This window comes from Maritimibacter sp. (assembly GCF_016774595.1).
GTDB classification, from domain to species: domain Bacteria; phylum Pseudomonadota; class Alphaproteobacteria; order Rhodobacterales; family Rhodobacteraceae; genus Maritimibacter; species Maritimibacter alkaliphilus.
Window position 1 is genome coordinate 1,262,011 of record NZ_JACBWT010000002.1, and the last position, 24,047, is coordinate 1,286,057.

The 24,047-nt window shown below is 65.4% G+C and carries 24 protein-coding genes; all 24 read left to right on the forward strand.

Annotated features, from left to right (window positions below):
- Nucleotides 1-46 precede the first annotated feature (46 nt).
- Nucleotides 47-667: a hypothetical protein gene (locus tag HOY44_RS17330; protein WP_287436440.1), complete on the forward strand. Its 621-nt coding sequence runs from the start codon at nucleotides 47-49 to the stop codon at nucleotides 665-667.
- Nucleotides 667-1,212 (forward strand): RNA 2',3'-cyclic phosphodiesterase, encoded by a 546-nt coding sequence (thpR, locus tag HOY44_RS17335; RefSeq protein ID WP_287436442.1) that lies wholly within the window; start codon nucleotides 667-669, stop codon nucleotides 1,210-1,212. Before HOY44_RS17330 ends, thpR begins: the two co-directional genes overlap by 1 nt.
- Nucleotides 1,213-1,234: 22 nt before the next feature.
- A complete protein-coding gene (gene ybgC / locus HOY44_RS17340) occupies nucleotides 1,235-1,624 on the forward strand; it encodes a tol-pal system-associated acyl-CoA thioesterase (protein ID WP_138424091.1) in 390 nt (129 codons plus the stop codon).
- 130 nt (nucleotides 1,625-1,754) lie between these two features.
- Nucleotides 1,755-2,450 carry a protein TolQ gene (gene tolQ / locus HOY44_RS17345; RefSeq protein WP_008329569.1) on the forward strand — a complete coding sequence of 232 codons (696 nt, stop codon included), beginning with the start codon at nucleotides 1,755-1,757 and terminating at the stop codon, nucleotides 2,448-2,450.
- 1 nt (nucleotide 2,451) lies between these two features.
- Entirely contained in the window at nucleotides 2,452-2,928 is a 477-nt protein-coding gene (gene tolR, locus HOY44_RS17350) for a protein TolR (RefSeq protein WP_040884464.1), read from the forward strand.
- A gap of 9 nt (nucleotides 2,929-2,937) precedes the next feature.
- Nucleotides 2,938-4,038 (forward strand): cell envelope integrity protein TolA, encoded by a 1,101-nt coding sequence (gene tolA / locus HOY44_RS17355; RefSeq protein ID WP_287436446.1) that lies wholly within the window; start codon nucleotides 2,938-2,940, stop codon nucleotides 4,036-4,038.
- Between the two features lie 32 nt (nucleotides 4,039-4,070).
- Nucleotides 4,071-5,369, forward strand: coding sequence for a Tol-Pal system beta propeller repeat protein TolB (tolB, locus tag HOY44_RS17360; protein WP_287437262.1), 1,299 nt, complete (start codon nucleotides 4,071-4,073; stop codon nucleotides 5,367-5,369).
- Between the two features lie 74 nt (nucleotides 5,370-5,443).
- On the forward strand, nucleotides 5,444-5,941 hold the full coding sequence (gene pal / locus HOY44_RS17365) for a peptidoglycan-associated lipoprotein Pal (protein ID WP_008329565.1): 498 nt from the start codon (nucleotides 5,444-5,446) through the stop codon (nucleotides 5,939-5,941).
- Nucleotides 5,942-5,971: 30 nt separating this feature from the next.
- Entirely contained in the window at nucleotides 5,972-6,820 is an 849-nt protein-coding gene (ybgF, locus tag HOY44_RS17370) for a tol-pal system protein YbgF (RefSeq protein WP_235889169.1), read from the forward strand.
- Nucleotides 6,817-8,070: a tRNA lysidine(34) synthetase TilS gene (gene tilS / locus HOY44_RS17375; protein ID WP_287436451.1), complete on the forward strand. Its 1,254-nt coding sequence runs from the start codon at nucleotides 6,817-6,819 to the stop codon at nucleotides 8,068-8,070. Before ybgF ends, tilS begins: the two co-directional genes overlap by 4 nt.
- 102 nt (nucleotides 8,071-8,172) lie before the next feature.
- The gene (gene ftsH / locus HOY44_RS17380; protein WP_040884462.1) at nucleotides 8,173-10,098 is read left to right on the forward strand and encodes an ATP-dependent zinc metalloprotease FtsH; all 1,926 of its coding nucleotides are present in this window, start codon (nucleotides 8,173-8,175) and stop codon (nucleotides 10,096-10,098) included.
- Nucleotides 10,099-10,216: 118 nt separating this feature from the next.
- Nucleotides 10,217-10,999, forward strand: coding sequence for a methyltransferase domain-containing protein (locus HOY44_RS17385; protein ID WP_287436455.1), 783 nt, complete (start codon nucleotides 10,217-10,219; stop codon nucleotides 10,997-10,999).
- A gap of 91 nt (nucleotides 11,000-11,090) precedes the next feature.
- Nucleotides 11,091-11,795 carry a Crp/Fnr family transcriptional regulator gene (locus tag HOY44_RS17390; protein WP_287436457.1) on the forward strand — a complete coding sequence of 235 codons (705 nt, stop codon included), beginning with the start codon at nucleotides 11,091-11,093 and terminating at the stop codon, nucleotides 11,793-11,795.
- A 42-nt stretch (nucleotides 11,796-11,837) separates the two neighbouring features.
- Nucleotides 11,838-12,425, forward strand: a complete 588-nt coding sequence (locus HOY44_RS17395) for an MOSC domain-containing protein (protein ID WP_353806663.1) — start codon at nucleotides 11,838-11,840, stop codon at nucleotides 12,423-12,425.
- A gap of 159 nt (nucleotides 12,426-12,584) precedes the next feature.
- Nucleotides 12,585-14,261 carry a formate--tetrahydrofolate ligase gene (locus tag HOY44_RS17400; RefSeq protein WP_138424086.1) on the forward strand — a complete coding sequence of 559 codons (1,677 nt, stop codon included), beginning with the start codon at nucleotides 12,585-12,587 and terminating at the stop codon, nucleotides 14,259-14,261.
- Between the two features lie 115 nt (nucleotides 14,262-14,376).
- Nucleotides 14,377-15,273, forward strand: a complete 897-nt coding sequence (gene folD, locus HOY44_RS17405) for a bifunctional methylenetetrahydrofolate dehydrogenase/methenyltetrahydrofolate cyclohydrolase FolD (RefSeq protein ID WP_287436463.1) — start codon at nucleotides 14,377-14,379, stop codon at nucleotides 15,271-15,273.
- 77 nt (nucleotides 15,274-15,350) lie between these two features.
- Complete coding sequence (locus HOY44_RS17410) at nucleotides 15,351-15,938, forward strand: TetR/AcrR family transcriptional regulator (protein ID WP_287436465.1); 588 nt, start codon at nucleotides 15,351-15,353, stop codon at nucleotides 15,936-15,938.
- 46 nt (nucleotides 15,939-15,984) lie between these two features.
- Nucleotides 15,985-16,455: a hypothetical protein gene (locus tag HOY44_RS17415; protein ID WP_287436467.1), complete on the forward strand. Its 471-nt coding sequence runs from the start codon at nucleotides 15,985-15,987 to the stop codon at nucleotides 16,453-16,455.
- Between the two features lie 31 nt (nucleotides 16,456-16,486).
- Complete coding sequence (gene dnaG, locus HOY44_RS17420; protein ID WP_287436469.1) at nucleotides 16,487-18,466, forward strand: DNA primase; 1,980 nt, start codon at nucleotides 16,487-16,489, stop codon at nucleotides 18,464-18,466.
- Nucleotides 18,467-18,617: 151 nt separating this feature from the next.
- Nucleotides 18,618-20,630: an RNA polymerase sigma factor RpoD gene (gene rpoD, locus HOY44_RS17425; protein WP_008329526.1), complete on the forward strand. Its 2,013-nt coding sequence runs from the start codon at nucleotides 18,618-18,620 to the stop codon at nucleotides 20,628-20,630.
- Nucleotides 20,631-21,472: 842 nt separating this feature from the next.
- Nucleotides 21,473-21,739, forward strand: coding sequence for a hypothetical protein (locus HOY44_RS17430; protein ID WP_008329520.1), 267 nt, complete (start codon nucleotides 21,473-21,475; stop codon nucleotides 21,737-21,739).
- Between the two features lie 92 nt (nucleotides 21,740-21,831).
- Nucleotides 21,832-22,248 (forward strand): secondary thiamine-phosphate synthase enzyme YjbQ, encoded by a 417-nt coding sequence (locus HOY44_RS17435; RefSeq protein ID WP_287436472.1) that lies wholly within the window; start codon nucleotides 21,832-21,834, stop codon nucleotides 22,246-22,248.
- 148 nt (nucleotides 22,249-22,396) lie between these two features.
- The gene (nrdR, locus tag HOY44_RS17440; RefSeq protein ID WP_040884456.1) at nucleotides 22,397-22,870 is read left to right on the forward strand and encodes a transcriptional regulator NrdR; all 474 of its coding nucleotides are present in this window, start codon (nucleotides 22,397-22,399) and stop codon (nucleotides 22,868-22,870) included.
- A gap of 14 nt (nucleotides 22,871-22,884) precedes the next feature.
- The gene (gene ribD / locus HOY44_RS17445) at nucleotides 22,885-23,958 is read left to right on the forward strand and encodes a bifunctional diaminohydroxyphosphoribosylaminopyrimidine deaminase/5-amino-6-(5-phosphoribosylamino)uracil reductase RibD (RefSeq protein ID WP_287437265.1); all 1,074 of its coding nucleotides are present in this window, start codon (nucleotides 22,885-22,887) and stop codon (nucleotides 23,956-23,958) included.
- The last annotated feature ends 89 nt before the right edge of the window (nucleotides 23,959-24,047 follow it).

Genomic DNA, 24,047 nt, shown 5'->3' on the forward strand with positions numbered 1-24,047 from the left:
GCATTCGCCATGTGAGCGGGTATCCCGCCCGGTGAGGAGTGCTGCCATGACACCGGACGAGATCGAGAGCCTTTTCACCCGACAGGGGCGCTATAGTTTCGCGCGATGGGGTCGTCCCATAGCGCCCGTGGTGTTCGGCGTCGAGGACGAGACGCTCAGGATGCTCAAGGGCTGTATCGAGGCGGTGACCACCTTTGCAGGCCACCCCATGGCCGAGACGGATATGGAGATCGGCACGAACCTGATGCTCTTCTTCCTGCGCGACTGGTCGGAACTGTCGGGGGTGCCCAACCTCGACAAGATGATCCCCGACATCGACCGGATCGTGTCCAAGCTCGCCAAGGCCGACGCGGTGCAATACCGGACCTTCCGCTTTGACGAGGCGGGGGCGATCAAGGCCGCTTTCGCCTTCGTCCGCATGGGCGGCGGGATGGAGAAGCTGCCCGCCGACACCATCGGGCTGATGCAGGCCGCGCAGATCATGCTGACATGGGGCGAGGGCGCGTTCGCCGAGACCTCGCCGCTCGCCAAGCACCCCGAGAGCGGGGTGACGATGCTGCGGCCCGAAATCGCGGACCTGATCCGCGCGGCCTATGACCCGGTCATGCCGCTGGCGGCGGACGATCCGTCCCACGCGCTCAGGCTGTCGGCGCGGATGCAGGGCTGATGCGCGCCTTCGTCGCTTTGGACCTGCCTGAGGCGATCCGCCGCCCGTTGACGCGGCTTCAGGCCGGGCTGTCCGTGGGGCGGCTGGTGGACGAGGACAACCTGCACCTGACGCTGGCGTTTCTGGGCGAGATCGACCCGCAGAAGGCGCAGGATCTGGCGGCGCGGCTGGCCGACCTGCCTGATGCGCCGATCGAGCTGACACTCACCGGCATCGACATCATGGGCGGCAAGAAGCCCAACCTTCTGGTCATGGATGCCGCCCCTACGCAGGCTTTGGTGACGTTGCAGGACCGGGTGCGCCGGATCGCGATGGACGCCGGGGTCGAGATGGAGCGACGGCGCTTTCGCCCGCATGTGACGCTCGCGCGTTTCGGCAAGGTGATGACCACCAAGGACGAGCGGGGGCTGGCCGCGTTTCTGTCACTGAACGCGCCATATTCCTTGCCGACCGAACTGGCGGATACGGTGACGCTCTATCGTTCGCACCTCACGGGCGAGGGCGCGGATTACGAACCGCTGGCTGAATTTCTGCTGACCGGATAGGACGTTACGCAAAGAGGCTCACATGACCCATACATTCCCCGTGCATGTCTATTACGAGGACACCGACCTTGCCGGCATCGTTTATTATGCCAACTACCTGAAGTTCATCGAACGCGCCCGGACCGAGTGGATTCGCGGGATCGGGGTGGATCAGACGCGGGTGAAGGATGAGCAGGGGATCGTCTTCGCCGTGCGCCGGGTCGAGGCGGATTATCACAAGCCCGCGAAGTTCGACGACGATCTGACGGTCGAAACCAGCGTCGAGGCGATGACGGGGGTGCGGATCGTGCTCAAGCAGGACATAAAGCGCGATGGCGAGCTTCTGTTTTCCTCGACCGTGACCATCGTGGCGCTCACCGAAACCGGCGCGCCCGCCCGTTTGCCAGCGAATATCCGCCAAAACCTGCACTGAAACGCCCGTATTTCATGCCGAACACGCGGTTTTGTTGGCTATCGGGCTTCAATTCGGCTACCGTCCTGTTCCATAGAGCCGTCCGATAGAGATGGCCGTCGAGGCAGTCATAGGCAGGTAACGGACCCATATGGAACAGGATGCCCTCGCGCTGGCAGGAGAGATGGATTTCTCCTTCTGGGCGCTTTTCTTCCGCGCAACGCTGATCGTGAAACTGGTCATGGTGCTTCTGGTGGCCATGTCGTTCTACTCTTGGGCGATCATCGTCACGAAGTTCATGCAATTCCGCCGCGCCAAGGCGGAGGCCGCGATGTTCGATCAGGCGTTCTGGTCGGGCGAGCCGCTGGACGAGCTTTACGAACAGATCGGACCATCGCCCACGGGATCGTCGGAAAAGGTCTTCGCCGCCGGGATGCTGGAATGGCGTCGCTCGCACCGCGCCGATGGCGGGTTGATCGCAGGCGCCCAAAGCCGGATCGACCGCTCGATGGACGTGGCGATCGCGAAAGAAGCCGAGGGGCTGAACGCGCGTCTGGGTTTTCTGGCCACCACCGCCTCGTCGGCGCCGTTCATCGGGCTGTTCGGCACGGTCTGGGGCATCATGCATGCCTTCACCGAGATCGCGCAGCAGCAGAACACCAACCTCGCCGTCGTGGCACCGGGGATCGCCGAGGCGCTACTGGCGACCGGGCTGGGCCTGCTCGCCGCAATCCCCGCGCTGATCTTTTACAACAAGCTGACCGCCGACAGCGACAATGTCGCCGCCGGGTGGGAAAGTTTCGCGGACGAGTTCTCGACCATTCTCAGCCGCCAGTTGGACAGCTGACATGGCAGGCTCCGTCGCAACTTCCGCCAAGCCACGCGCCCGCCGGGGCCGTCGCCGGGGGCGCCATCGCGCGATGATGGCCGAGATCAACATCACCCCATTCGTGGACGTGATGCTGGTTCTGCTCATCATCTTCATGGTGGCCGCGCCGCTGATGACCGTGGGCGTGCCCGTGCAGCTGCCCGAAACTGCCGCCACGCCGCTGCCTGCGGTCGAGGAAGAGCCGCTGACGGTCACGCTCACCGAAGAGGGCACCATCACGCTCATGACGACCGAAATCGCGCGCGACGACCTGATCCCGCGCCTTCGCGCCGTCGCCGCCGAACGCTCGGACAACAAAATTTTCCTGCGTGCCGACGGGCGCGTGCCGTATGCGCAGGTCGCGCAGATCATGGGGGCGCTGAACGCCGCCGGGTTCAATGACATCGGCCTCGTCACCGAAACGGGCGGGCCGAGCATGGACGGGGCTTCGAGGTAGGGCACGGGTTTGAAGACCGGCTACTATATCTCGGGGATCGGTCACGGACTTCTGATCCTCTGGCTCCTGTTCGGGGGCATCTTCGAGTTTCGCTCGGAGGAGCCGTTCGTGCCGGTGGCCGATGTCTCGATCATCTCGGAGGAGGAGTTCGCGGCCCTGACCGCGCCGCCCGTCGGTGCGCCCGAGCCAGAGGAAGCCGCGCCGACCGAAACGCCGGTCCCGCCCGCGCGACCGGAGCCGGAGCCTGAGCCCGAGCCGGAACCCGAACCGCAACCGGAACCCGAACCCGCCCCGGAGCCCGAGCCGACCCCGCTGCCGGAGCCGCCCGCTCCGGCGCCGTCGCTGCCGACCGAGGACGTTCAGCCTGAGACGACAGAGCCGACGCCGCCTGAGGCCGACCGCGTCGCGCCCGAGATCGCGCCGGAACCCGAACCGCAGGCCGAGATCGCGCCGGAGGTGGCACCCGAGGTCGCGCCGTCGGAAGAGGCGGTCGAAACCCCGCCCGAGGAAGAGCAGGAGGCGACCCAGCCCGAGGCCGCGACGACCGAGATCGTGACCGAGGCCGAGACGCCGCAATCCTCTGCGCCCACCACCTCGATCCGCCCGCAGGCCCGGCCCGCGCGGCCCGAACCGCCTGTCGAAACCGCCGCGCCGGACCCCACGCCCGAGCCCGACCCGACGCCGGAGCCCGCCGAAGAGCGTGACCCGATCGCCGATGCCGTGGCCGATGCGGTGAACGATGCGCTGACCAGCGACACGCAGGGCCAGACCGACCAGCCCGCGCCCCTTGGGCCGCCGCTCACCTCAGGTGAACGGGACGGGCTGCGCCTTGCCGTGTCGCAATGCTGGAACCTCGGCTCGTCCTCCACGGACGCGATGAAGACGACCGTCGTGGTGCTCGTCCAGATGCAACCCAACGGCGTGCCTTCGGGCATCGAACTGGTCTCGTCCGAGGGGCCGACACAGGACGCGGTGCAAACCGCCTTCCAAGCCGCGCGACGGGCGGTTATCCGTTGCGGGGCGAACGGCTATAATCTGCCGAGTGAAAAGTACGAACAGTGGCGTGAGATTGAAATGACCTTCAATCCGGAGAATATGAGGCTGCGATGACCAAACTGAACCTGCTTGTGGCGCTCGTCTTGATGACGCTTGCGCCCGTCTTCTCCGCCACGACGGCCACGGCCCAGCAAGGCCCGCTTCGGATCGAGATCACCGAGGGTGTGATCGAACCGCTGCCCTTCGCCGTCCCCACCTTTCAGGCCGAAACCGGCAGCGCCGGCGCGATTGCCGAGGAAATCAGCCGCGTGATCGCGGCGGACCTGTCGGGCACGGGGCTGTTTCGCGAAATCCCGTCCTCGGCGTTCATCGCGAACGTCACCAATTTCGCCTCGCCGATCCAGTATGCCGACTGGAAAGCGGTGAACGTGCAGGCGCTTATCACCGGGGCCGTGTCCGAACAGGGCGGCCAGATCAACGTCAAGTTCCGGGTCTACGACGTGTTCTCGGGCACCGAACTGGGGCAGGGGCTGCAATACACCGGCACCACCGACGGCGTGCGCCGCATCGCGCACAAGGTGGCCGATACCGTCTATTCCCGGATCACGGGCGAGACCGGGTATTTCGACAGCCGCGTGGTGTTCGTCAGCGAAAGCGGACCCAAGAACGCCCGGCGCAAGCAACTGGCCGTCATGGATTACGACGGGGCCAACGTCAAATACCTGACGGATTCGGAATCGCTCCTCCTCGCGCCGCGCTTTTCCAAGTCGGGCGACCGGGTGCTTTATACGTCCTATGAGACCGGGCAGCCGCAGATCTACGTGCTCGAGGTCGGATCGGCGCAGCGCCGGGCGCTGGGTACCGGGGGCGGCAACATGGCGTTCTCGCCGCGCTTCTCGCCCGATGGCAACGGCCTGATCTTTTCGCTCGAACAGGGCGGCAACTCGGAAATCTACCGGATGGACCTGAACGGTGGCGGGCTGGTGCAACTGACCAATTCCCCCGCCATCGACACCGCGCCCAGCTTCTCGCCCGACGGGTCGCGGATCGTGTTCGAAAGCGACCGCTCCGGCACCCAGCAGATCTATGTCATGTCCGCGAACGGCGGCGAGCCGCAGCGCATCAGCTTCGGCCCCGGTCGTTACGGCACCCCGGTCTGGTCGCCGCGCGGCGACCTGATCGCCTTCACCAAGCAGAACGCGGGCCGGTTCCATATCGGCGTCATGCGCACGGACGGGTCCGAGGAACGCCTGCTCACCGCGTCCTTCCTCGACGAAGGCCCGACCTGGGCCCCGAACGGGCGTGTCATCATGTTCACCCGTGAAAGCCAGGGGGCCGAGGGTGCGCCGGGTCTTTACTCGGTCGACATCTCGGGCCGCAATCTGCGCCGCGTGCCGACGCCCGATGCGGCCTCGGACCCGAGCTGGGGACCGCTCCAGAACTAAGGAAAAGACCTGCGCGGCCCGATCTGATAGACTGGCCGCATTCGAGCAACGATAAACACGAAGGACAGGATTTCATGAAAAAGACCACCATCGCCCTCCTGATGATCGGCGCTGTCGCGCTCTCGGCCTGTTCGCGGGACCGCTACAACAGTGCGACCGACGGGGCCAACAACAGCGGCGTTGCGGGCAGCGTGAACGACCCGACCTCGACCGCCTATTTCAACCAGACCATCGGCGACCGCGTGCTGTTCATGGTGGATCAGTCGACCCTCAGCCCGCAGGCGCAGGGTATCCTCGACCAGCAGGCCCAGTGGCTGAATTCCAACACCGCCTATTCCGCGATCATCGAAGGTCACGCGGACGAGCAGGGCACCCGCGAATACAACGTGGCCCTCGGCGCGCGCCGGGCCAGCTCGGTCCAGAGCTACCTGATCGAGCGCGGCGTTGCACCGGGCCGCCTCAAGACCGTAAGCTACGGCAAGGAGCGTCCGCTCGCGATCTGTTCGGACGAAAGCTGCTACCAGCAAAACCGCCGGGCGGTAACGGTGCTGACGACCGGCGCCGGAACCTGACCGACCGGCCTGACGGGGTGACATGACGCCATGAGGCTGAGAACGAGTGTGATGGCCGTGGCCTGCGTGATGACGCTGGCCACGCCGGGTCTTGCACAGGACCGCGAGCAGACGCTTGCGGATGTGCGGCAGGAACTGACCGTGCTGAACGTGGAACTGGCCAAGGTCCGGTCCGAACTCAACACGACCGGCGCGCCGAATCCGGTGGCGTCGGGGTCCACGCTGGACCGGGTAAACGCCATCGAAGCGGCGTTGACGCGCCTGACGAACAAGACCGAAGAGCTTGAATTCAAACTGAATTCCATCGCGACCGACGGCGCGAACCGGATCGGCGACCTGTCGTTCCGGCTGTGCGAACTGGAAAGCGATTGCGACATCATGAACGAGGGGATTTCCAAGCCTCTGGGCGGTGTCGAGGCGGCGGCGGTGTCGCAGTCGATGACCACGACCACGCCGCAATCCGACACGTTCTCTGAAACCAACAACACCCAGCTTGCCGTGGGCGAGCAGGCGGATTTCGATGCCGCGATGGCTGCGATGGACGCCGGTGACTTCGCCGGTGCCGCGAGCATGTTCCAGACCTTCGTCGACAATTACCCCGGCACGCCGATGACCGGGCAGGCGCTGTTTCTGAAGGGCGAGGCGCTGAACGCGCAGAACATGGTGGCCGATGCGGCCCGCGCCTATCTCGCGTCCTTCTCGGCCGATCCGACCGGGCAATCCGCGCCGAACGCGCTGGTGCAGCTTGGCACGGCCTTGGGCCAGCTTGGCCAGACGAACGAGGCCTGCGCGACCTTGGGCGAGGTGCCGAACCGCTTCCCCGGTTCGAACGCGGCGGCCGAGGCACAGGCAGAGCGGCAACAGCTCGGCTGTCTGTGACACCGGAAGAGGCGTTCGCGGCGGCGCTGGCCGCCGCGCAGACCGATCACACCATCGACAATCTGGTCGTCGCCGTTTCCGGCGGCGGCGACAGCATGGCGCTGCTTCATGTCGCGCAGGCTTGGGGGCGGACGCAGGGCAAAGCCGTCTCGGCGCTGACCGTGGACCACGGGCTGCGTGACGAGGCCGCGACCGAGGCCGCGCGCGTGGCCGAGATCTGCGCGGACCTCGGTGTCGCGCACCGAACGCTCGATTGGCCCGACTGGGACGGGCAGGGCAATCTACAGGCGATGGCGCGCGCCGCGCGTTACGACCTCATCGCCGATGCCGCGCCCGCCGGGGCGGCGATCCTGATCGGGCATACGATGGACGACGCCGCCGAAACCTTTCTCATGCGTCTGGCGCGTGGCTCCGGTGTCGATGGGCTGTCGCGGATGCGGTCAACGTGGACGGACCGCGGCCACCTCTGGCTGCGTCCGTTTCTGACCGTGCGCCGGGCCGCGCTGCGCGACTGGCTTCACGACCGCGAAATCGGCTGGATCGACGACCCGACCAATGACGACACGCAATACGATCGGGTGCGGATGCGGCAGGCGCTGGACCTGCTCGCCCCCCTCGGCATCGACGCCGAGCGGCTGACCATGACCGCTCAGGCAATGACCGAGGCGCGGCAGGCGCTCGAGCACTGGGCCGAACAGGCGGCACGCGGCACGGCATGGACGGAGGCGGGCGATGTGGTCTTCGACCAGGCCAAGGTGCAGGCATTGCCGCGCGAGACGCATGATCGCCTGATCGCCCACGCGATCGGCTGGGTCGCCAGCGCGGCATATCGTCCGCGCCGTGCCGCGCTGATTCAAGCGGTGCGCGACGTGACCGAGACGGGCTGCGCCACGCTGGGCGGTTGCCTGCTCACCGCGAAAGGCGGGACGCTGCGGGTCGGGCGCGAACCAAAGGCGGTGACCGATCTGCGGGTCTCGCCCCCGTCGATCTGGGACAATCGCTGGCGTCTGAGCGGCCCGGACGCGCCCTCTGGGCAGGTTCTTGCCGTCCGCGCGCTTGGGGCCGGGGGGCTGTCGGACTGCCCGGACTGGCGCGAAACCGGCCTTCCGCGCGATACGCTTTTGGCAAGCCCGGCGGTGTTCGCGGGCGACAGGCTGGTCGCCGCGCCGCTCGCCGGACACCCCGCAGGCTGGCGCGCCGAGCTTTGTCCGCCGCGCGGCGATTTCTTCACATCGCTTTTATCGCATTGAACATATGGTCACGTTCCCTATTTTAGAAGGAAACCAGTGTGACGGTGCGCCGTCACGCCCGGGCAGACCCGGACCCCCATCCGGCATCGTGAGGAGATAACCTTGGGTAACGCGCGAAATTTCGCCTTCTGGATCGTGCTCTTCCTGCTGATCCTGGCCCTCTTCAACCTGTTCTCCAATGGTCAGGGCTCCATCGCCTCGACCGCGGTGAGCTATTCAGATTTCATCGAAGACGTCGAGAACGGCGAAGTGACCAAGGCCACGCTGGATGGCGAGAACGTCACCTACGTCGGGTCCGGTGGTACCGTCTATTCGACCGTCGTGCCGCGTGACGCGGACGTGTCCGAACGGCTTCTGGCCGAGGGCGTCAACGTCGAGGCCAAGAAGCAGGAGCAGTCGGGCTTCCTGTCGCTGCTGTCGCTGCTCTTGCCCGTCATCATCCTGATCGGTTTCTGGTTCTTCATGATGAACCGGATGCAAGGCGGCGGACGTGGCGGGGCCATGGGCTTCGGCAAGAGCCGTGCCAAGCTTTTGACCGAGCGTGAGGGGCGCGTGACCTTCGACGACGTGGCGGGCATCGACGAGGCTAAGGAAGAACTGCAAGAGATCGTGGAATTCCTGCGCAACCCGCAGAAATTCTCGCGCCTTGGCGGGCAGATCCCCAAGGGTGCGCTTCTGGTCGGCCCTCCGGGCACGGGTAAGACGCTTCTGGCCCGCTCGGTCGCGGGTGAGGCGGGCGTGCCGTTCTTCACCATCTCCGGCTCCGACTTCGTCGAGATGTTCGTCGGCGTGGGTGCATCCCGTGTCCGTGACATGTTCGAGCAGGCCAAAAAGAACGCGCCCTGTATCGTCTTCATCGACGAAATCGACGCCGTGGGCCGCCATCGTGGCGCAGGCTATGGCGGCGGCAACGACGAGCGTGAGCAGACGTTGAACCAGCTTCTCGTCGAAATGGACGGGTTCGAGTCGAACGAGGGTGTCATCATCATCGCCGCGACCAACCGCAAGGACGTGCTGGACCCCGCGCTTCTGCGCCCCGGCCGTTTCGACCGCCAGGTCACCGTGCCGAACCCCGACATCAAGGGCCGCGAAAAGATCCTTGGCGTGCACTCGCGCAAGGTGCCGCTCGGCCCCGACGTGGACCTGCGCATCATCGCGCGCGGCACGCCCGGGTTCTCGGGTGCCGACCTTGCCAACCTCGTGAACGAGGCGGCGCTGATGGCCGCGCGTGTGGGCCGTCGTTTCGTGGTGATGGAAGACTTCGAGAACGCCAAGGACAAGGTCATGATGGGCGCCGAGCGCCGGTCGATGGTCCTGACCGACGAGCAGAAGGAACACACCGCGTATCACGAAGCCGGTCACGCGGTCGTGGGCCTGTCGCTGCCGAAATGCGATCCGGTCTACAAGGCCACGATCATCCCGCGCGGCGGTGCGTTGGGGATGGTGGTCAGCCTGCCCGAGATCGACCGCCTGAACTGGCACAAGGATCAGTGCGTCCAACAGCTTGCCATGACCATGGCCGGCAAGGCTGCCGAAATCATGCGCTGGGGCGAGGACGAGGTGTCGAACGGCCCCGCCGGCGACATCATGCAGGCGAGCCAGTTGGCCCGTGCCATGGTGATGCGCTGGGGCATGTCGGAAAAGGTCGGCAACATCGACTACGCCGAAGCCGCCGAAGGCTATCAGGGCAACACCGGGGGCTTCTCGGTCTCGGCCCACACCAAGGAACTCATCGAGGAAGAGGTGCGCCGCTTCGTGCAGGACGGGTATGAAACCGCCCGCCGCATCCTCGAAGAGCGCAAGGTGGAGTGGGAGCGTCTGGCCGAAGGTCTGCTGGAATACGAGACCCTGACGGGCGAAGAGATCAAGCGCGTGATGGCCGGTGACCCGCCGCATATCGACGAAGACGAAGATGGCGGCGCGGGCGAGAAAGCCGACGACAAGCCGTCGGTCGCCGCGATCCCCAAGACCAAGCCGCGCAAGAAGCCCAAGGGCGACGGCGGGCTGGAGCCGGAACCGTCGGCGTAACGACAGCACCACAAGAACACGAGGCCGGGGTCCAAGCCCCGGCCTTTTTCTTTTGCGCGTGGTATCCAGACCGCGCAATTGCGCATAGGATCGAAGGGACAAGGAAAGGGACGCGCCGATGACCACCGCCGACTGGAATCCCGAAGCCTACCAACGCTTTCGCGGGCTGCGCCTGCGCCCGGCGCTGGAGCTTCTGGCACAGGTCCGCGACCTGCCCGACGGGCCGGTGGTCGATATGGGCTGCGGTGCAGGCGCGGTGGCCGAGGCGCTGTCGACGCGCTACCCGAACCGCGATCTCTATGGCATCGACAGTTCCGCCACCATGCTGGCCGAGGCCGAGGCGATGGGGCTTTATGCCCGGCTGACCCGAGACGACGCGAACGACTGGACCCCCGGCTACACCCCCGCGCTGATCTTTTCCAACGCGCTGGCCAACTGGCTTCCCGATCATGCCACGCTCTTTGCCCGCTGGGCCTCGGTTCTGCCGGACCGCGGTGCGCTCGCCGTGCAGATGCCGCGCCAGTATGACGAACCCTCGCACCGGCTGCTGCGCGAGCTGGCGGAGGATATGTTTCCCGACCGCTTCGATTTCGCGGAGTGGACACCCCCCGTCGCCCCGCCGCAGGTCTATGCCGATATGCTCGCGCCCTTGGGTGACATCCGGGCGTGGGAAACGACCTATGTCCAAGACCTCGCCCCGGTGGCCGAGGGGCATCCGGTGCGCCACTTCACCCGGTCCACGGTGATGCGGCCGTTCGTGGCCGAGCTGTCGGAAGAAGAGGCCGTGCGCTATGTCGCGGCCTATGAAACGCTGCTCGCCAAGCACTATCCCGCGCGCGCCGATGGCCACGTGCATTTCCCGTTCAGACGGGTGTTCTTCGTGCTGACACGTGGGGCGTGACCGTGACCCGCCGCGACCCAGCCCGGCGTGACCGCCCGCGCACGAATGCCCGTCATCGGGTCTTGAGCGGGGCGACAAGGACCGCGCGTTGATGCAGGGGAGCCTGTTCCTCGACGGTCTCGGCCTGCTGGGTGCCGCGCTTTATCTGGGCTCCTACGCCGGGTTGCAGTTCGGGGTGATCCGGGGCAACTCGGCGCTCTACACCATCCTCAATCTGGCCGCGTCGCTTGCGGTCCTCACCTCTCTTTTCTCACAGTGGAACCTGAGTTCCGCCGTCATCCAGACAAGCTGGGTCGTGATTTCGATCGTCGGGCTGACGCGGCTCTGGCTGCTTCAGCGGCGGCTCCGGTTGGACGATGCCGAACAGGTGTTCTACGACACCCACCTCGGGGCGCTCCGCCACATCGACGCGCGCCGGTTCTTGGATGCGGGCGAATGGGTGGACCTCGCGGTGGGCGAGGGTCTGACCACCGAGGGCGCGCCGGTCGAGGCGCTGTTCTTTCTGGCAGGCGGCGAGGCCCGCGTGATCGCCGGATCGCAGGAGGTCGCGCGACTGGGCGAGGGCGCTCTCATCGGCGAATTCGGCGTGCTCACGCGCGCCCCGGCCAGCGCGACGGTCGAAATCACCCGGCCCGCGCGCGCCTTTCGCATAACGGCGGATGCCCTGGAAACGCTCGGGGACCGCAACGGCGAATTGCTCCGTCAACTCAGCTTCGTCTTCGCCTTGTCGGGACAAGCCAAGCTTGCCACGTCGAACGCGCGCCTGCGGGGCTCGTCGCTTGACGCCGCCCGGTGATTGGGGTCGAGTGCCGCGACCGCAGCACAGGACCGGATGACCATGAGCGAATATTTCGACGAAGCGCCCTATGCGGCCCGGATCACATGGCTCGGCCATGTCGCGGATCGGGCGGCGGCGCTGGCCTCTGAAGGGCAGGCGCAGGCGGTCCTGACCTATGGCGGCATCGAGGGCGAGGACCATGGCGGCGTGACGCGGCCTGCGTGCAGCCGCGTGTCGATCCTGCATCCGCGCGACACGCAGATCCGCAATACCCGCCAACTGACCATCCTCGCCGCCGAACAGATCGACGAGATCGCGCGGAACATGGGGCTCGACCATTTCGATCCGGCGTGGATCGGCGTGTCCATGGTCGTCGAGGGCATTCCGGACTTCAGCTACGTTCCCCCGTCCTCGCGCCTCCAGACCCCTGATGGGGCGACGCTGACCATCGACATGGTGAACCATCCCTGCACGCTCTCGGGCCGTTCGGTCGAACGCTTCGCGCCGGGCTACGGGCCCAAGTTCAAACCGGCAGCTGTCGATCTGCGCGGCGTCACGGCGTGGGTCGAGCGCGAAGGCACGCTGACCGTTGGCGACGAGATCCGCCTTTTCGTCCCGAAACAGCGAGGCTGGCAGCCGGACGCCTGACCAGACGTCTCCGAACGGGGGCGCAGGTTTCCGAAAGGTCACCGAGTTTCCGGCCCGGTGCCGCAAACCCGCGCATTTTCGTCGCGTATCGCGTTGTCCGATCGGCTATCCCTGCGCACATTCCGGGCGAATTCAGCCACTTGGTCCGGGGAGGACACCATGAGCCATAAATCCGATATCGAAATCGCGCGCGCCGCGAAGAAACGCCCGATCGGGGAGATTGGCGACAAGCTTGGCATCCCGTCCGACCATCTGCTGCCCTACGGCCACGACAAGGCCAAGATCAGTCAGGACTTCATCAATTCGGTCGAGGATCGCCCGGACGGCAAGCTCATCCTCGTGACCGCGATCAACCCGACCCCGGCGGGCGAGGGCAAGACGACGACCACGGTGGGCCTTGGCGACGGGCTGAACCGGATCGGCAAGAAGGCGATGATCTGCATTCGCGAAGCCTCGCTCGGGCCAAACTTCGGGATGAAGGGCGGGGCTGCGGGCGGCGGGTATGCGCAGGTGGTGCCGATGGAGGATATGAACCTTCACTTCACCGGCGATTTCCACGCGATCACCAGCGCGCACAATCTGCTGTCGGCGATGATCGACAACCACATCTACTGGGGCAACGAACTGGGCATCGACGAGCGCCGGGTGACGTGGCGCCGGGTCGTGGACCTCAACGACCGGGCGCTGCGCGATGTAGTGACCTCGCTTGGCGGTGTCGCCAACGGGTTCCCGCGCCAGACCGGGTTCGACATCACCGTGGCCTCCGAGGTCATGGCGATCCTGTGTCTCGCCCGCGATCTGGCCGACCTCGAACGTCGTCTGGGCGACATCATCGTGGCCTACACCCGCGACCGCGACCCGATCACCTGCCGCGATGTCGGGGCCGAGGGCGCGATGACGGTTCTGCTCAAGGACGCGATGCAGCCCAACCTCGTCCAGACGCTAGAAAACAACCCGGCCTTCGTCCACGGCGGCCCCTTCGCCAACATCGCCCACGGCTGCAACAGCCTGATCGCGACGCGCACGGCGCTGAAACTGGCCGACTACGTGGTGACCGAGGCGGGCTTCGGCGCCGATCTGGGGGCCGAGAAGTTCATGAACATCAAGTGCCGCAAGGGTGGGCTGGCCCCCGCCGCCGTCGTGCTCGTCGCCACCGTGCGCGCGATGAAGATGAACGGCGGTGTCGCCAAGGCCGATCTGGGGGCCGAGAACGTCGATGCGGTCAAGGCGGGCTGCCCGAACCTTGGCCGACATATCGAGAACCTCAAAGGGTTCGGCGTTCCGGTGGTCGTCGCGATCAACCATTTCGTCACCGACACCGACGCCGAAGTGCAGGCGGTGAAGGATTACGTCGCCGAACACGGGACCGAGGCGATCCTGTGCCAGCATTGGGCCAAGGGATCGGAAGGGACCGAGGCGCTGGCCACCCGCGTGGCCGAGATCGCGGATGCCGGCATGGGCAGCTTCGCGCCGCTCTACAACGACGATCTGAGCCTGTTCGAGAAGATCGAAACGGTGGCCAAGCGCATCTACCGCGCGGATGAGGTGCTGGCGGACAAGAAGATCCGCGACCAGCTTCGCGCGTGGGAGGCGGCGGGCTATGGCAACCTGCCGGTCTGCATGGCCAAGACCCAGTATTCCTTTACCACCGACCCCACCCGGCGCGGCGCCCCCACGGGCCATTCCGTTCCGGTACGCGAAGTCCGGCTGTCGGCGGGCGCGGGCTTCGTCGTGGTGATCTGCGGAGAAATCATGACCATGCCGGGCCTGCCGTCCAAACCGGCCGCCCTGACCATCGGGCTGGACGACAACGGCGACGTGCAGGGGCTGTTCTGAGGCGGAGGCCGCGCGACCGGGCATCGAGCCCGGTCGCACGGTGCCTTCGGCGAAGGTATTTTTGGACCAGAGAAGCGGGCGAGCGCGCCCCTTCACACAGACGAGGAGAGAGCGGATGAGCGCGACGATCATAGACGGCAAGGCTTTCGCCGCCGAGGTGCGCGGCAAGGTGGCCGAGCATGTGGCGGAGCTTGCCAAGAAGGGCATCAAGCCGGGACTGGCCGTGGTGCTGGTGGGCGAAGACCCCGCGAGTCAGGTCTATGTCCGCTCCAAGGGCAAGCAGACGGTCGAGGCCGGGATGGAAAGCTTCGAGCACAAGCTGGATGCTTCGACCTCGGAGGCCGATCTGCTCGCGCTGGTCGAAAAGCTGAACAACGACCCGGCGGTGAACGGGATCTTGGTGCAACTGCCGCTGCCCGACCACATCGACGAGGAAAAGGTGATCAATGCGATCGACCCGGCCAAGGACGTGGACGGGTTCCACATTTCCAATGTGGGTCTGCTGGCCACGGGGCAAAAGGCGATGGTGCCCTGCACCCCGCTTGGCTGTCTGATGCTGCTGCGCGACCATTTCGGGTCGCTCTCGGGCAAGTCTGCGGTGGTCGTGGGCCGATCGAACATCGTGGGCAAGCCGATGGCGCAGCTCTTGCTGCGTGACAGCTGCACGGTGACCATCGCCCACAGCCGCACGAAAGACATCGAGGACGTGGTGCGCGGGGCCGACATCGTGGTCGCCGCCGTAGGCAGGCCCGAGATGGTGACGGGCGACTGGCTCAAGCCCGGCGCCGTGGTCATCGACGTGGGCATCAACCGTCTGCCGCCCGCCGAAGAAGGCGGCAAGGGCAAGCTGGTTGGCGACGTTGATTTCGCGAGTGCCGCCGAGGTCGCAGGCGCGATCACCCCGGTCCCGGGCGGTGTCGGCCCCATGACCATCGCCTGCCTTCTGGCCAATACGCTGACGGCGACCTGCCGGGCCAACGGCCTGCCGGAGCCCAAGGGGCTGACCGCCTGAACCAATTCGCGCGCCCGGACCCGCGTGCCGGGCGCGCAATCGCTTGATCTGAACGAATGTTCAGTTAATCTTCACCCATGGCGCGAAAATCCGGCTCCCACGCCGACATCACTGGCCCCAAGGTGCGCGAGGCGGCATTGAAGCTCTTCGCGCGCGACGGCTATGCGGCGGTCTCGATGCGAAAGATCGCGGCGGAGGTCGGCGTGCAGGCCGGGGCGCTCTATCTTTACACCCCCGACAAGCAATCGCTGCTCTACGACCTGATGAAGGTCCATATGGAGGAGTTGCTCGACGCTTGGCGCGAGGCCGACACGGGCGGCACGCCGCCTGAACGGCTGGAGGCCTTCGCGCGCTTTCACATCCATTATCACCTCGACCGGCCCGACAATATCTTCATCGCCTACATGGAGTTGCGCAATCTGGACGACGCGAATTTCGCCGAGATCGAGGTGCTGCGCCGCCGCTACGAACAGGGTCTGATCGATATTCTGGAGGCAGGGAACGCCAGCGGCGATTTCGCCGTGCCGGACCCGAAACTCGCCGCGATGGCCGCGATTTCCATGCTGAACGGGGTGACCACGTGGTTTCGCGATGGCGGCCGCCTCAGCCGCGAAACGGTCGAAACGATCTATTGGGACATGCTGCGCAAATCCGTGGCCGCGTGAGGCCGCGCGCGTTAACCTGACGCCATTCAGTTTCAGGAGTTTTGCCATGCGCCTTGCCCTTGTCGCAGCCCTTACCGCCGCGCCGGCCCTTGCCGAACCTATGGGCTGCTACCACCGCACCTATTCCGACGCCCACATCGCGGCTCATCCCGAACAGGTCGTCTCGGCGATCTCGGTCGCCTTCGGGATCGACGAATACGACCAGTATTCCGCCTCCGTTGCGGTCAGCACGTCGAATGGCGGCCATGTGAAAGACACGGAGCTTGCGCTCAGGACGTTCGAGCAGGGGCTTCTGTGCTGGAACGAAGGGGGCGAGATGACTTGTTCGGTCGACTGCGACGGCGGGTTCTTCGAGGTCACGCGCGACAGCGGCGACAGCATCGACCTGACGCTGACATACCTGTGGGTCGGCGAGACCGAGGAATGCGGGGGCGCGGTGGACATCGCCGAGGTGTCCGGCGAGCCTGTCGTCTACCGTCTGTACAAATCTCCGCCCGAGGCCTGCGTGGTCAATTGAGGCGGGCGCGCGGGCGGCCTATATTGACGCCATGTCGTTGCCCCCCGGATTCTTGGATGAACTTCGCACCCGCACCTCGCTTGCGCAGGTGGTCGGGCGCAAGGTCATGTGGGACCAGCGAAAATCCAATCAGGGCAAGGGCGATCTTTGGGCCCCGTGCCCGTTCCATCAGGAAAAGACCGCCAGTTTCCATGTCGATGACCGCAAGGGATTCTACTACTGCTTCGGCTGCCATGCGAAGGGCGATGCGCTGTCCTTCGTGAAGGAAACCGAGAACGTCGGCTTCATGGAGGCGGTCGAAATCCTCGCCCGCGAAGCCGGGATGCAGATGCCCGAGCGTGACCCGAAGGCGCAGGAAAAGGCCGACCGGCGCACGCAACTGGCCGAGGTGATGGAGCAGGCGGTGCAGTTCTTCCGCCTGCAACTCAAGACCAACTCGGGCGTCGGCGCGCGGGAGTATCTCGACCGTCGGGGGCTGAAGGAGGCCGCGCAGGACCGCTGGGACATCGGCTTTGCGCCGGATGGCTGGCAGGGGCTGTGGGATCATCTGCGTGGCAAGGGCGTGGCCGAAGACCTGATCCTCGGGGCAGGACTCGCCAAAGCCTCGTCCAAAGGCAAGCAGCCCTATGACACGTTTCGCAACCGGATCATGTTCCCGATCCGTGACGCGCGCGGGCGCTGCATCGCCTTCGGGGGTCGGGCGATGGACCCGAACGACAACGCGAAATACTTGAACAGCCCCGAGACGGAGCTGTTCGACAAGGGCCGCTCGCTTTACAACCACGGGCCTGCGCGCGAGGCGGCGGGGAAGGGCACGCCGCTGGTGGTGGCCGAGGGGTATATGGACGTGATCGCATTGTCCGAGGCTGGGTTCGGCGCGACCGTGGCCCCGCTCGGCACCGCGATCACCGAGGATCAGCTGCGCCTTCTGTGGCGCATCGCCCCGGAACCGATCATCGCGCTCGACGGCGATACCGCAGGGCTGCGCGCGGCGATGCGGGTCATCGACACCGCGCTGCCGATGCTTGAAGCCGGGCAGTCCTTGCGCTTTGCGATCATGCCCGAGGGGTTGGACCCCGACGATCTCATCAAGGCGCAGGGCGCGGGCGCGATGCAGAAGTTGCTGGACGGGGCGCGGCCCATGGTGAGCCTGCTGTGGCAGCGCGAAACCGAGGGCAAGGTCTTCGACAGCCCGGAGCGGCGCGCGGCGTTGGACCGCGACTTGCGCCAAGCCATCGCCAAAATCCAAGACCAGTCGATCCGCCAGCACTACGGCGAAGAGATCAAGCGCCTGCGCTACGAACTCTTCAATCCGCGTCGCGCGAACGCCCCGCGCCAAGGCGGCTGGCAGGGTGGCGGCGGGCGCCGTGGCCCATGGAAACCCGCCGGGCCGGCGTTCCAGCCCGCCACCAAGGGTTCGCTTCTGGCGGCCGCGTCGGGGCAGGTCGAAGAGGTGCTGCGCGAGGCCGTGATCCTTGCCACCCTCGTCACCCATCCGCACCTGATCGAAAGCTTCGAGAGCGCCTTTGAGCGGGTCGAAATGGCCACCGATGAACATGCGGCGATGCAACGGGCGATCCTGTCGTTCGACGGCGAGGCGACGGAAGACCTGTGCGCGAAAATCGACGCCGAAGTCGGCACGCGCGCCCTTGAAAAACTCTTCGCCCTGAACCATGTGCAGATCGCACCCCCGATACGCCGCAAGGACGATCCGGAGCTCGCGGCGCTGTGTCTGGCCGAGGAGCTTGCCAAACTCGATGCCGCCCGTGGCGCCAGACACGAACTGGACGACGCGGTGGCCGAGATCGGCGCCTTGAGCGACGAGGGGCTTACATTCCGCCTGTCCGAGGCCGTGCGCTTGCTTGACGAGGCGCGGCGGGGGCAGGGCGACGACAAGGGACTGTTCGACCGCGCCGACAACGGCGTCATGGTCGCGCGCGAGGAGAAAGACGCGCTGGATGCGCTCTTGAAGCAGATCGAGGATCAACAGGGCGGACGCAAGAGACCCTGATCCATCACATTTTGAGAAAACACAAAGGTTTCAGGGCTACACGGGTTGGCGAATCAGTGATTCGAGTCGAAGATTCGCAAAAGCGAATCAGCCGAATCAGTCTCGATCCGCCAGATTCGATCCGAGACCGACCCGAGCGAAGGGAACACGCATGGCCGCGAAAGACGCAAACGACGACCAGAACAAGGACGAGCAGGACGACGGCTCCAACCCGATGGGGGATATGGACCAGGCCGCCGTCAAGAAGATGATCGCCGAGGCCCGTGAGAAGGGCTACATCACCTACGATCAGCTCAACAACGTGCTCCCGCCCGATCAGGTCTCGTCGGAACAGATCGAAGACGTGATGTCGATGCTCTCGGAAATGGGAATCAACATCATCGAGGACGAAGAAGCCGAGGACGACAACGACGACGCCAAGGGCTCGACCGAAGTCGTCGCCAAGAATCAGGGCGGCGCCGTCGCCGTGTCGTCCGGCGATACCGAGAAGCTCGACCGCACCGACGACCCGGTGCGCATGTATCTGCGCGAAATGGGGTCGGTGGAACTCCTGTCCCGCGAGGGCGAGATCGCCATCGCCAAGCGGATCGAAGCGGGCCGGAACACAATGATCGCGGGGCTCTGCGAAAGCCCGCTCACCTTCCAGGCCATCACGATCTGGCGCGACGAACTTCTGAACGAAGACATCCTGCTGCGCGACGTCATCGACCTCGACGCCACCTTCGGGCGCCAGATGGGCGAGGACGGCGAGGACGAGGATGTGGTGCAGGGGCTGGGCGAAGCCGCGGCCACGAACACCGAAAGCCAGAAAAAGGACGACGGCCCCGAGCTTGACGCCGACGGCAACCCGATCGCCAAGGACGACGACGACGAGGATGAGGACGATCAGGCCAACATGTCGCTCGCCGCGATGGAGGCCGCCCTCAAGCCCCGCGTGCTCGAAACGCTGGAACTGATCGCGCGCGATTACACCAAACTCAGCGAAATGCAGGATCTTCGGATGTCCGCCACGCTGAACGAGGATGGATCGTTCTCGGACAAGGCGGAAGCCGAGTACCAGAAGCTGCGCTCGGAAATCGTGCTGCTGGTGAACGAACTGCACCTGCACAACAACCGGATCGAGGCGCTCGTCGACCAGCTTTACGGCATCAACCGCCGCATCATGTCGATCGACTCGGCCATGGTGAAGCTCGCCGATCAGGCGCGCATCAACCGCCGCGAATTCGTCGATGCCTACCGGGGCGAGGAGCTTGACCCGAACTGGCTGGAACGGATGGCCGAAAAGCCCGGTCGCGGCTGGCAGGCGTTCATCGAACGCTCGTCCGACAAGGTGGCCGAACTGCGCGGAGACATGGCCCAGGTCGGTCAGTATGTCGGCGTCGACATCTCGGAATTCCGCCGCATCGTGTCTCAGGTCCAGAAGGGTGAAAAAGAGGCGCGTCAGGCCAAAAAGGAAATGGTCGAGGCGAACCTGCGTCTGGTGATCTCGATCGCCAAGAAATACACGAACCGCGGCCTGCAATTCCTTGATCTCATTCAGGAAGGCAACATCGGCCTGATGAAGGCCGTGGACAAGTTCGAGTATCGCCGGGGCTACAAGTTCTCGACCTACGCGACGTGGTGGATCCGCCAGGCGATCACCCGGTCCATCGCCGATCAGGCCCGCACGATCCGCATCCCGGTCCACATGATCGAGACGATCAACAAGCTCGTGCGCACCGGTCGCCAGATGCTGCACGAAATCGGCCGCGAGCCGACGCCGGAAGAACTGGCCGAGAAGCTGCAAATGCCGCTCGAAAAGGTCCGCAAGGTGATGAAGATCGCCAAGGAGCCGATCTCGCTCGAAACGCCCATCGGCGACGAGGAGGACTCGCAGCTTGGCGATTTCATCGAGGACAAGAACGCCGTCCTGCCGCTCGACTCGGCCATTCAGGAGAACCTGAAGGAAACCACGACCCGCGTGCTGGCATCTTTGACGCCGCGTGAGGAACGGGTTCTGCGCATGCGCTTCGGCATCGGCATGAACACCGACCACACGCTGGAAGAGGTGGGCCAGCAGTTCAGCGTCACCCGCGAACGCATCCGCCAGATCGAGGCGAAGGCGCTCAGAAAGCTGAAGCACCCGAGCCGGAGCCGGAAGCTGCGGAGCTTCCTGGATCAGTGAGCGGTCTGGGCGACGAGGCATTTGCGGCGACGCTCAGAGAAGAAATCCAAGCGTTCTATGACGCCAGCCCTCATGAGTTGGGCTGGCGTTTTCTATATGGACCGGCCTCCACTCTGAGTGGTGCCAGAATTGCCTTCATCGGGGCAAATCCGGGTGGCAGTGAAATACCAGCGGACCATTCAGTCTTTTCCTCGGAGCGCGGGAGCGTGTACCGGATTGAACGCTGGAAAGACCGTGAACGCGAGCGACCAGCGGGAGAGCACCGCCTACAAAAGCGTGTGCTGCTCTTGTTCGATAGATTGGGTGTGGACGCTGACGACGTCCTCGCGGGGAACCTTGTCCCGTTTCGTTCCCCCTCTTGGGCGCTCCTTTCGGATAGATCGAAAGCTGTCGAGTTTGGAACGGACCTTTGGCGAAGAGTGCTAAGGCGGGCAAATACAGAACTTATTGTTTGCATGGGGAATGACGCGTTTTTCGCGGTTCATGGGACCCTTGGCCAATCGCGCTATTCTGAAGCGCCTGCAAATTGCGGCAACGGAACGATCAGGACCGCGACGGTGATCGGAGGGGCCAAGTTGGTCGGTATTCCCCACCTGTCGCGTTCAGGCGTTATGACCCGGGCCGAAAGCCAGCGTGCGCTGGCCGAGGCATTCGGCGGTTTCTGGTCGTAAGGAGCCGTCATACCACTGAGAGCCTGTGCAAACCGGACTCACTCCCCTTTGTTTCCACCTGCTCACATCATTTCCCGCTACGCGAAATGAACGAAGCGGTGTAATCTGCCGCCACGGGGCATGGTGCCCCAGCGCCCGGCAAGAAGGCGCGAAACCATTGAGGAAGCAATTATGGCGACCAAGGCAAAGAAAGAGAAACCGGTGCTGACGCCGGAAGAGATGGCCCGCAAGAAAGCCGTCAAGCTGATCGGCTATCACGGCTGGCTGACCGACTGGAAACGCGACAACCCCGAGGCCGACGTGGAAGCCCGTCGTGCGGCCTGGGGCGAGGCCAAGGGCCAGCGGATGCGCGATGCGCGTCGCGTGGTGAAGCGGCTGGAAAAGGGCGGGCTGCAACTCGTCGCGGCCCCGACGCCGGAGGCCATCGCCGCCGAGTGATCCCCGGCAGATGACCTACACGACCCGCCCGGATCATCGCGATCCGGGCGGCGTCGCTTGCGCGTCTCATCCGCATTTGGCAGCGTGGCGCCATGCACACCGAATTCGAGATCGAAACGCGCGGGCAGGGCACCTATGAGTTCACCCGCGACGTGACGCGCTGGGTGGCAGGCACCGGGTCGGGTGAGGGGTTGCTGACGCTCTTCGTGCGGCACACGTCGGCCTCGCTCCTCATTCAGGAAAATGCCGATCCAGAGGTGCAGGTCGACCTGCGCAACTACTTCGCGCGGCTCGTGCCGCCCACCACCGACCCCAGCATGTCCTACCTGACCCACACCTATGAGGGGCCGGACGACATGCCGGCCCATATCAAGGCCGCGCTGCTCCCCATTTCTTTACAGATTCCAATCATAAACGGGACAATGACGCTCGGAACATGGCAGGGAATTTACCTTTTCGAACATCGCGACCGACCGCACCGCCGAAAAGTGGCGGCGCTCGTCCGGTGATTGCGGCATAGGGGCCACAAAACGGCCCTGCTATATCTGGGCGCGACGCTTTGAACCTACCCAAAATGCGGCACTCTTCCTATAGTGCCTGTGGATAAGTGGGCAAAGACCCACGATCAGAGGTGACAGGCATAGAAAAGGAAGTGGGATGCGGTGCCCGTTCTGCGGAAATATTGACACTCAAGTGAAGGATTCACGCCCGGCCGAGGATCACGTCGCGATCCGGCGGCGGCGGTTCTGTCCGGCCTGCGGCGGGCGCTTCACAACCTATGAACGCGTGCAGTTGCGCGACCTCGTGGTCATCAAGTCTAACGGTCGGCGCGAGGATTTCGACCGCGAGAAGCTGGAGCGTTCGATCCGGATTTCGATGCAGAAACGGCCCGTGGAGCCGGAGCGCATCGATCAGATGATCTCGGGCATCGTGCGGCGGCTGGAATCGATGGGCGAGACGGATATTCCGTCCAAGACCATCGGTGAGATCGTGATGGAAAGTCTGGCCCGGATCGACACGGTCGCCTATGTGCGCTTCGCGAGCGTTTACAAGAACTTCCAGGCGGCGGACGATTTCGAGAAGTTCATGAGCGAGCTGCGCCCCGACATTCCGCCCGAAGAACAGGCGTGACCGACGAAAGGTTCATGGATCTGGCCCTGTCGCTCGGGCGGCGGGGCCTTGGCTCTGTCTGGCCGAACCCGGCGGTGGGCTGCGTGATCGTGAGCGGTGAGCGGATCGTCGGGCGCGGCTGGACCCAGCCGGGCGGGCGGCCCCATGCCGAAGTCGTGGCGCTGGCGCAGGCGGGTGAGGCGGCGCGGGGGGCGACGGCCTACGTCACGCTCGAGCCCTGTTCCCACCATGGACGGACCCCGCCCTGTGCCGAGGCGCTGATTTCGGCGGGGATCGCACGGGTGGTCGTCGCTTTGGGAGACCCCGACGACCGGGTGAACGGACGCGGGATCGCGATGTTGCGCGCGGCCGGGATCGAGGCCGTGACGGGGCTGGGCGAAGCCGAGGCACGCGCCGATCAGGTCGGATTTCTGAGCCGGGTAGAGCGCGGTCGCCCGATGGTGACGCTGAAACTCGCTGCGTCCCTTGACGGGCGCATCGCCACGGCGACGGGGGAAAGCCAGTGGATCACGGGGCCGGAGGCGCGGCGGCAAGTCCATGCCGAACGCATGATCCATGACGCGGTGATGGTCGGCGCGGGCACGGCGCGGGCGGATGATCCGTCGCTGACCGTGCGCGGGCTGGGCGCGCGGCGCCAGCCTGTGCGCGTGGTGCTATCGCGGCATCTGGATATTCCCTTGGAAAGCGCGCTCGCGCGCACGGCGAAAGAGGTTCCGGTCTGGCTGATCCACGGCGACCGGGCGCCGGACGGCGTGGTCGCGGCTTGGGAAGGGCTGGGCGCGCGCTGTATCGCGGTGCCCGTCGTGCTGGGTCGCATCGACGTGGCGGCGGCGCAGGCCGCCTTGGGCGAAGCGGGACTGACGCGCGTGTTCTGCGAGGGCGGCGGCGGGCTGGCCGCCTCGCTTCTGGCCGAGGGGCTGGTGGACGAATACGTGGGCTTCACCGCCGGGATCGCTCTTGGTGCCGAGGGCTGGCCTTCGATCGCCGCGATGGGCGTGGGTGCGCTGGCGGATGCGCCGCGGCTGGAGCTGGTCGAGCTGCGCGCCATCGGGGGCGACGTCCTGCACAGGTGGCGGGCCGTATCCTAGCGGTGCGGGCTGACGCCCGCGCTTGATTTGCGCCGCCCTGCCGTTGGCAGGTCGTCGCGGTGGACGCGCCTTGCGGCGCGTTTGGAGGG

Bases quoted from the DNA above. Each gene is read 5' to 3' on its own strand.
- HOY44_RS17410 (WP_287436465.1), top strand. From the start codon at position 15,351: ATGGCGCGAAAATCCGGCTCCCACGCCGACATCACTGGCCCCAAGGTG.
- HOY44_RS17435 (WP_287436472.1), top strand. From the start codon at position 21,832: ATGCACACCGAATTCGAGATCGAAACGCGCGGGCAGGGCACCTATGAG.
- tolQ (WP_008329569.1), top strand. From the start codon at position 1,755: ATGGAACAGGATGCCCTCGCGCTGGCAGGAGAGATGGATTTCTCCTTC.
- nrdR (WP_040884456.1), top strand. From the start codon at position 22,397: ATGCGGTGCCCGTTCTGCGGAAATATTGACACTCAAGTGAAGGATTCA.
- folD (WP_287436463.1), top strand. From the start codon at position 14,377: ATGAGCGCGACGATCATAGACGGCAAGGCTTTCGCCGCCGAGGTGCGC.
- HOY44_RS17390 (WP_287436457.1), top strand. From the start codon at position 11,091: ATGCAGGGGAGCCTGTTCCTCGACGGTCTCGGCCTGCTGGGTGCCGCG.
- HOY44_RS17395 (WP_353806663.1), top strand. From the start codon at position 11,838: ATGAGCGAATATTTCGACGAAGCGCCCTATGCGGCCCGGATCACATGG.
- rpoD (WP_008329526.1), top strand. From the start codon at position 18,618: ATGGCCGCGAAAGACGCAAACGACGACCAGAACAAGGACGAGCAGGAC.
- HOY44_RS17385 (WP_287436455.1), top strand. From the start codon at position 10,217: ATGACCACCGCCGACTGGAATCCCGAAGCCTACCAACGCTTTCGCGGG.
- dnaG (WP_287436469.1), top strand. From the start codon at position 16,487: ATGTCGTTGCCCCCCGGATTCTTGGATGAACTTCGCACCCGCACCTCG.
- pal (WP_008329565.1), top strand. From the start codon at position 5,444: ATGAAAAAGACCACCATCGCCCTCCTGATGATCGGCGCTGTCGCGCTC.
- ybgC (WP_138424091.1), top strand. From the start codon at position 1,235: ATGACCCATACATTCCCCGTGCATGTCTATTACGAGGACACCGACCTT.
- tolR (WP_040884464.1), top strand. From the start codon at position 2,452: ATGGCAGGCTCCGTCGCAACTTCCGCCAAGCCACGCGCCCGCCGGGGC.
- HOY44_RS17330 (WP_287436440.1), top strand. From the start codon at position 47: ATGACACCGGACGAGATCGAGAGCCTTTTCACCCGACAGGGGCGCTAT.
- ybgF (WP_235889169.1), top strand. From the start codon at position 5,972: ATGAGGCTGAGAACGAGTGTGATGGCCGTGGCCTGCGTGATGACGCTG.
- HOY44_RS17400 (WP_138424086.1), top strand. From the start codon at position 12,585: ATGAGCCATAAATCCGATATCGAAATCGCGCGCGCCGCGAAGAAACGC.
- HOY44_RS17430 (WP_008329520.1), top strand. From the start codon at position 21,473: ATGGCGACCAAGGCAAAGAAAGAGAAACCGGTGCTGACGCCGGAAGAG.
- tolB (WP_287437262.1), top strand. From the start codon at position 4,071: ATGACGCTTGCGCCCGTCTTCTCCGCCACGACGGCCACGGCCCAGCAA.
- thpR (WP_287436442.1), top strand. From the start codon at position 667: ATGCGCGCCTTCGTCGCTTTGGACCTGCCTGAGGCGATCCGCCGCCCG.
- ribD (WP_287437265.1), top strand. From the start codon at position 22,885: ATGGATCTGGCCCTGTCGCTCGGGCGGCGGGGCCTTGGCTCTGTCTGG.
- HOY44_RS17415 (WP_287436467.1), top strand. From the start codon at position 15,985: ATGCGCCTTGCCCTTGTCGCAGCCCTTACCGCCGCGCCGGCCCTTGCC.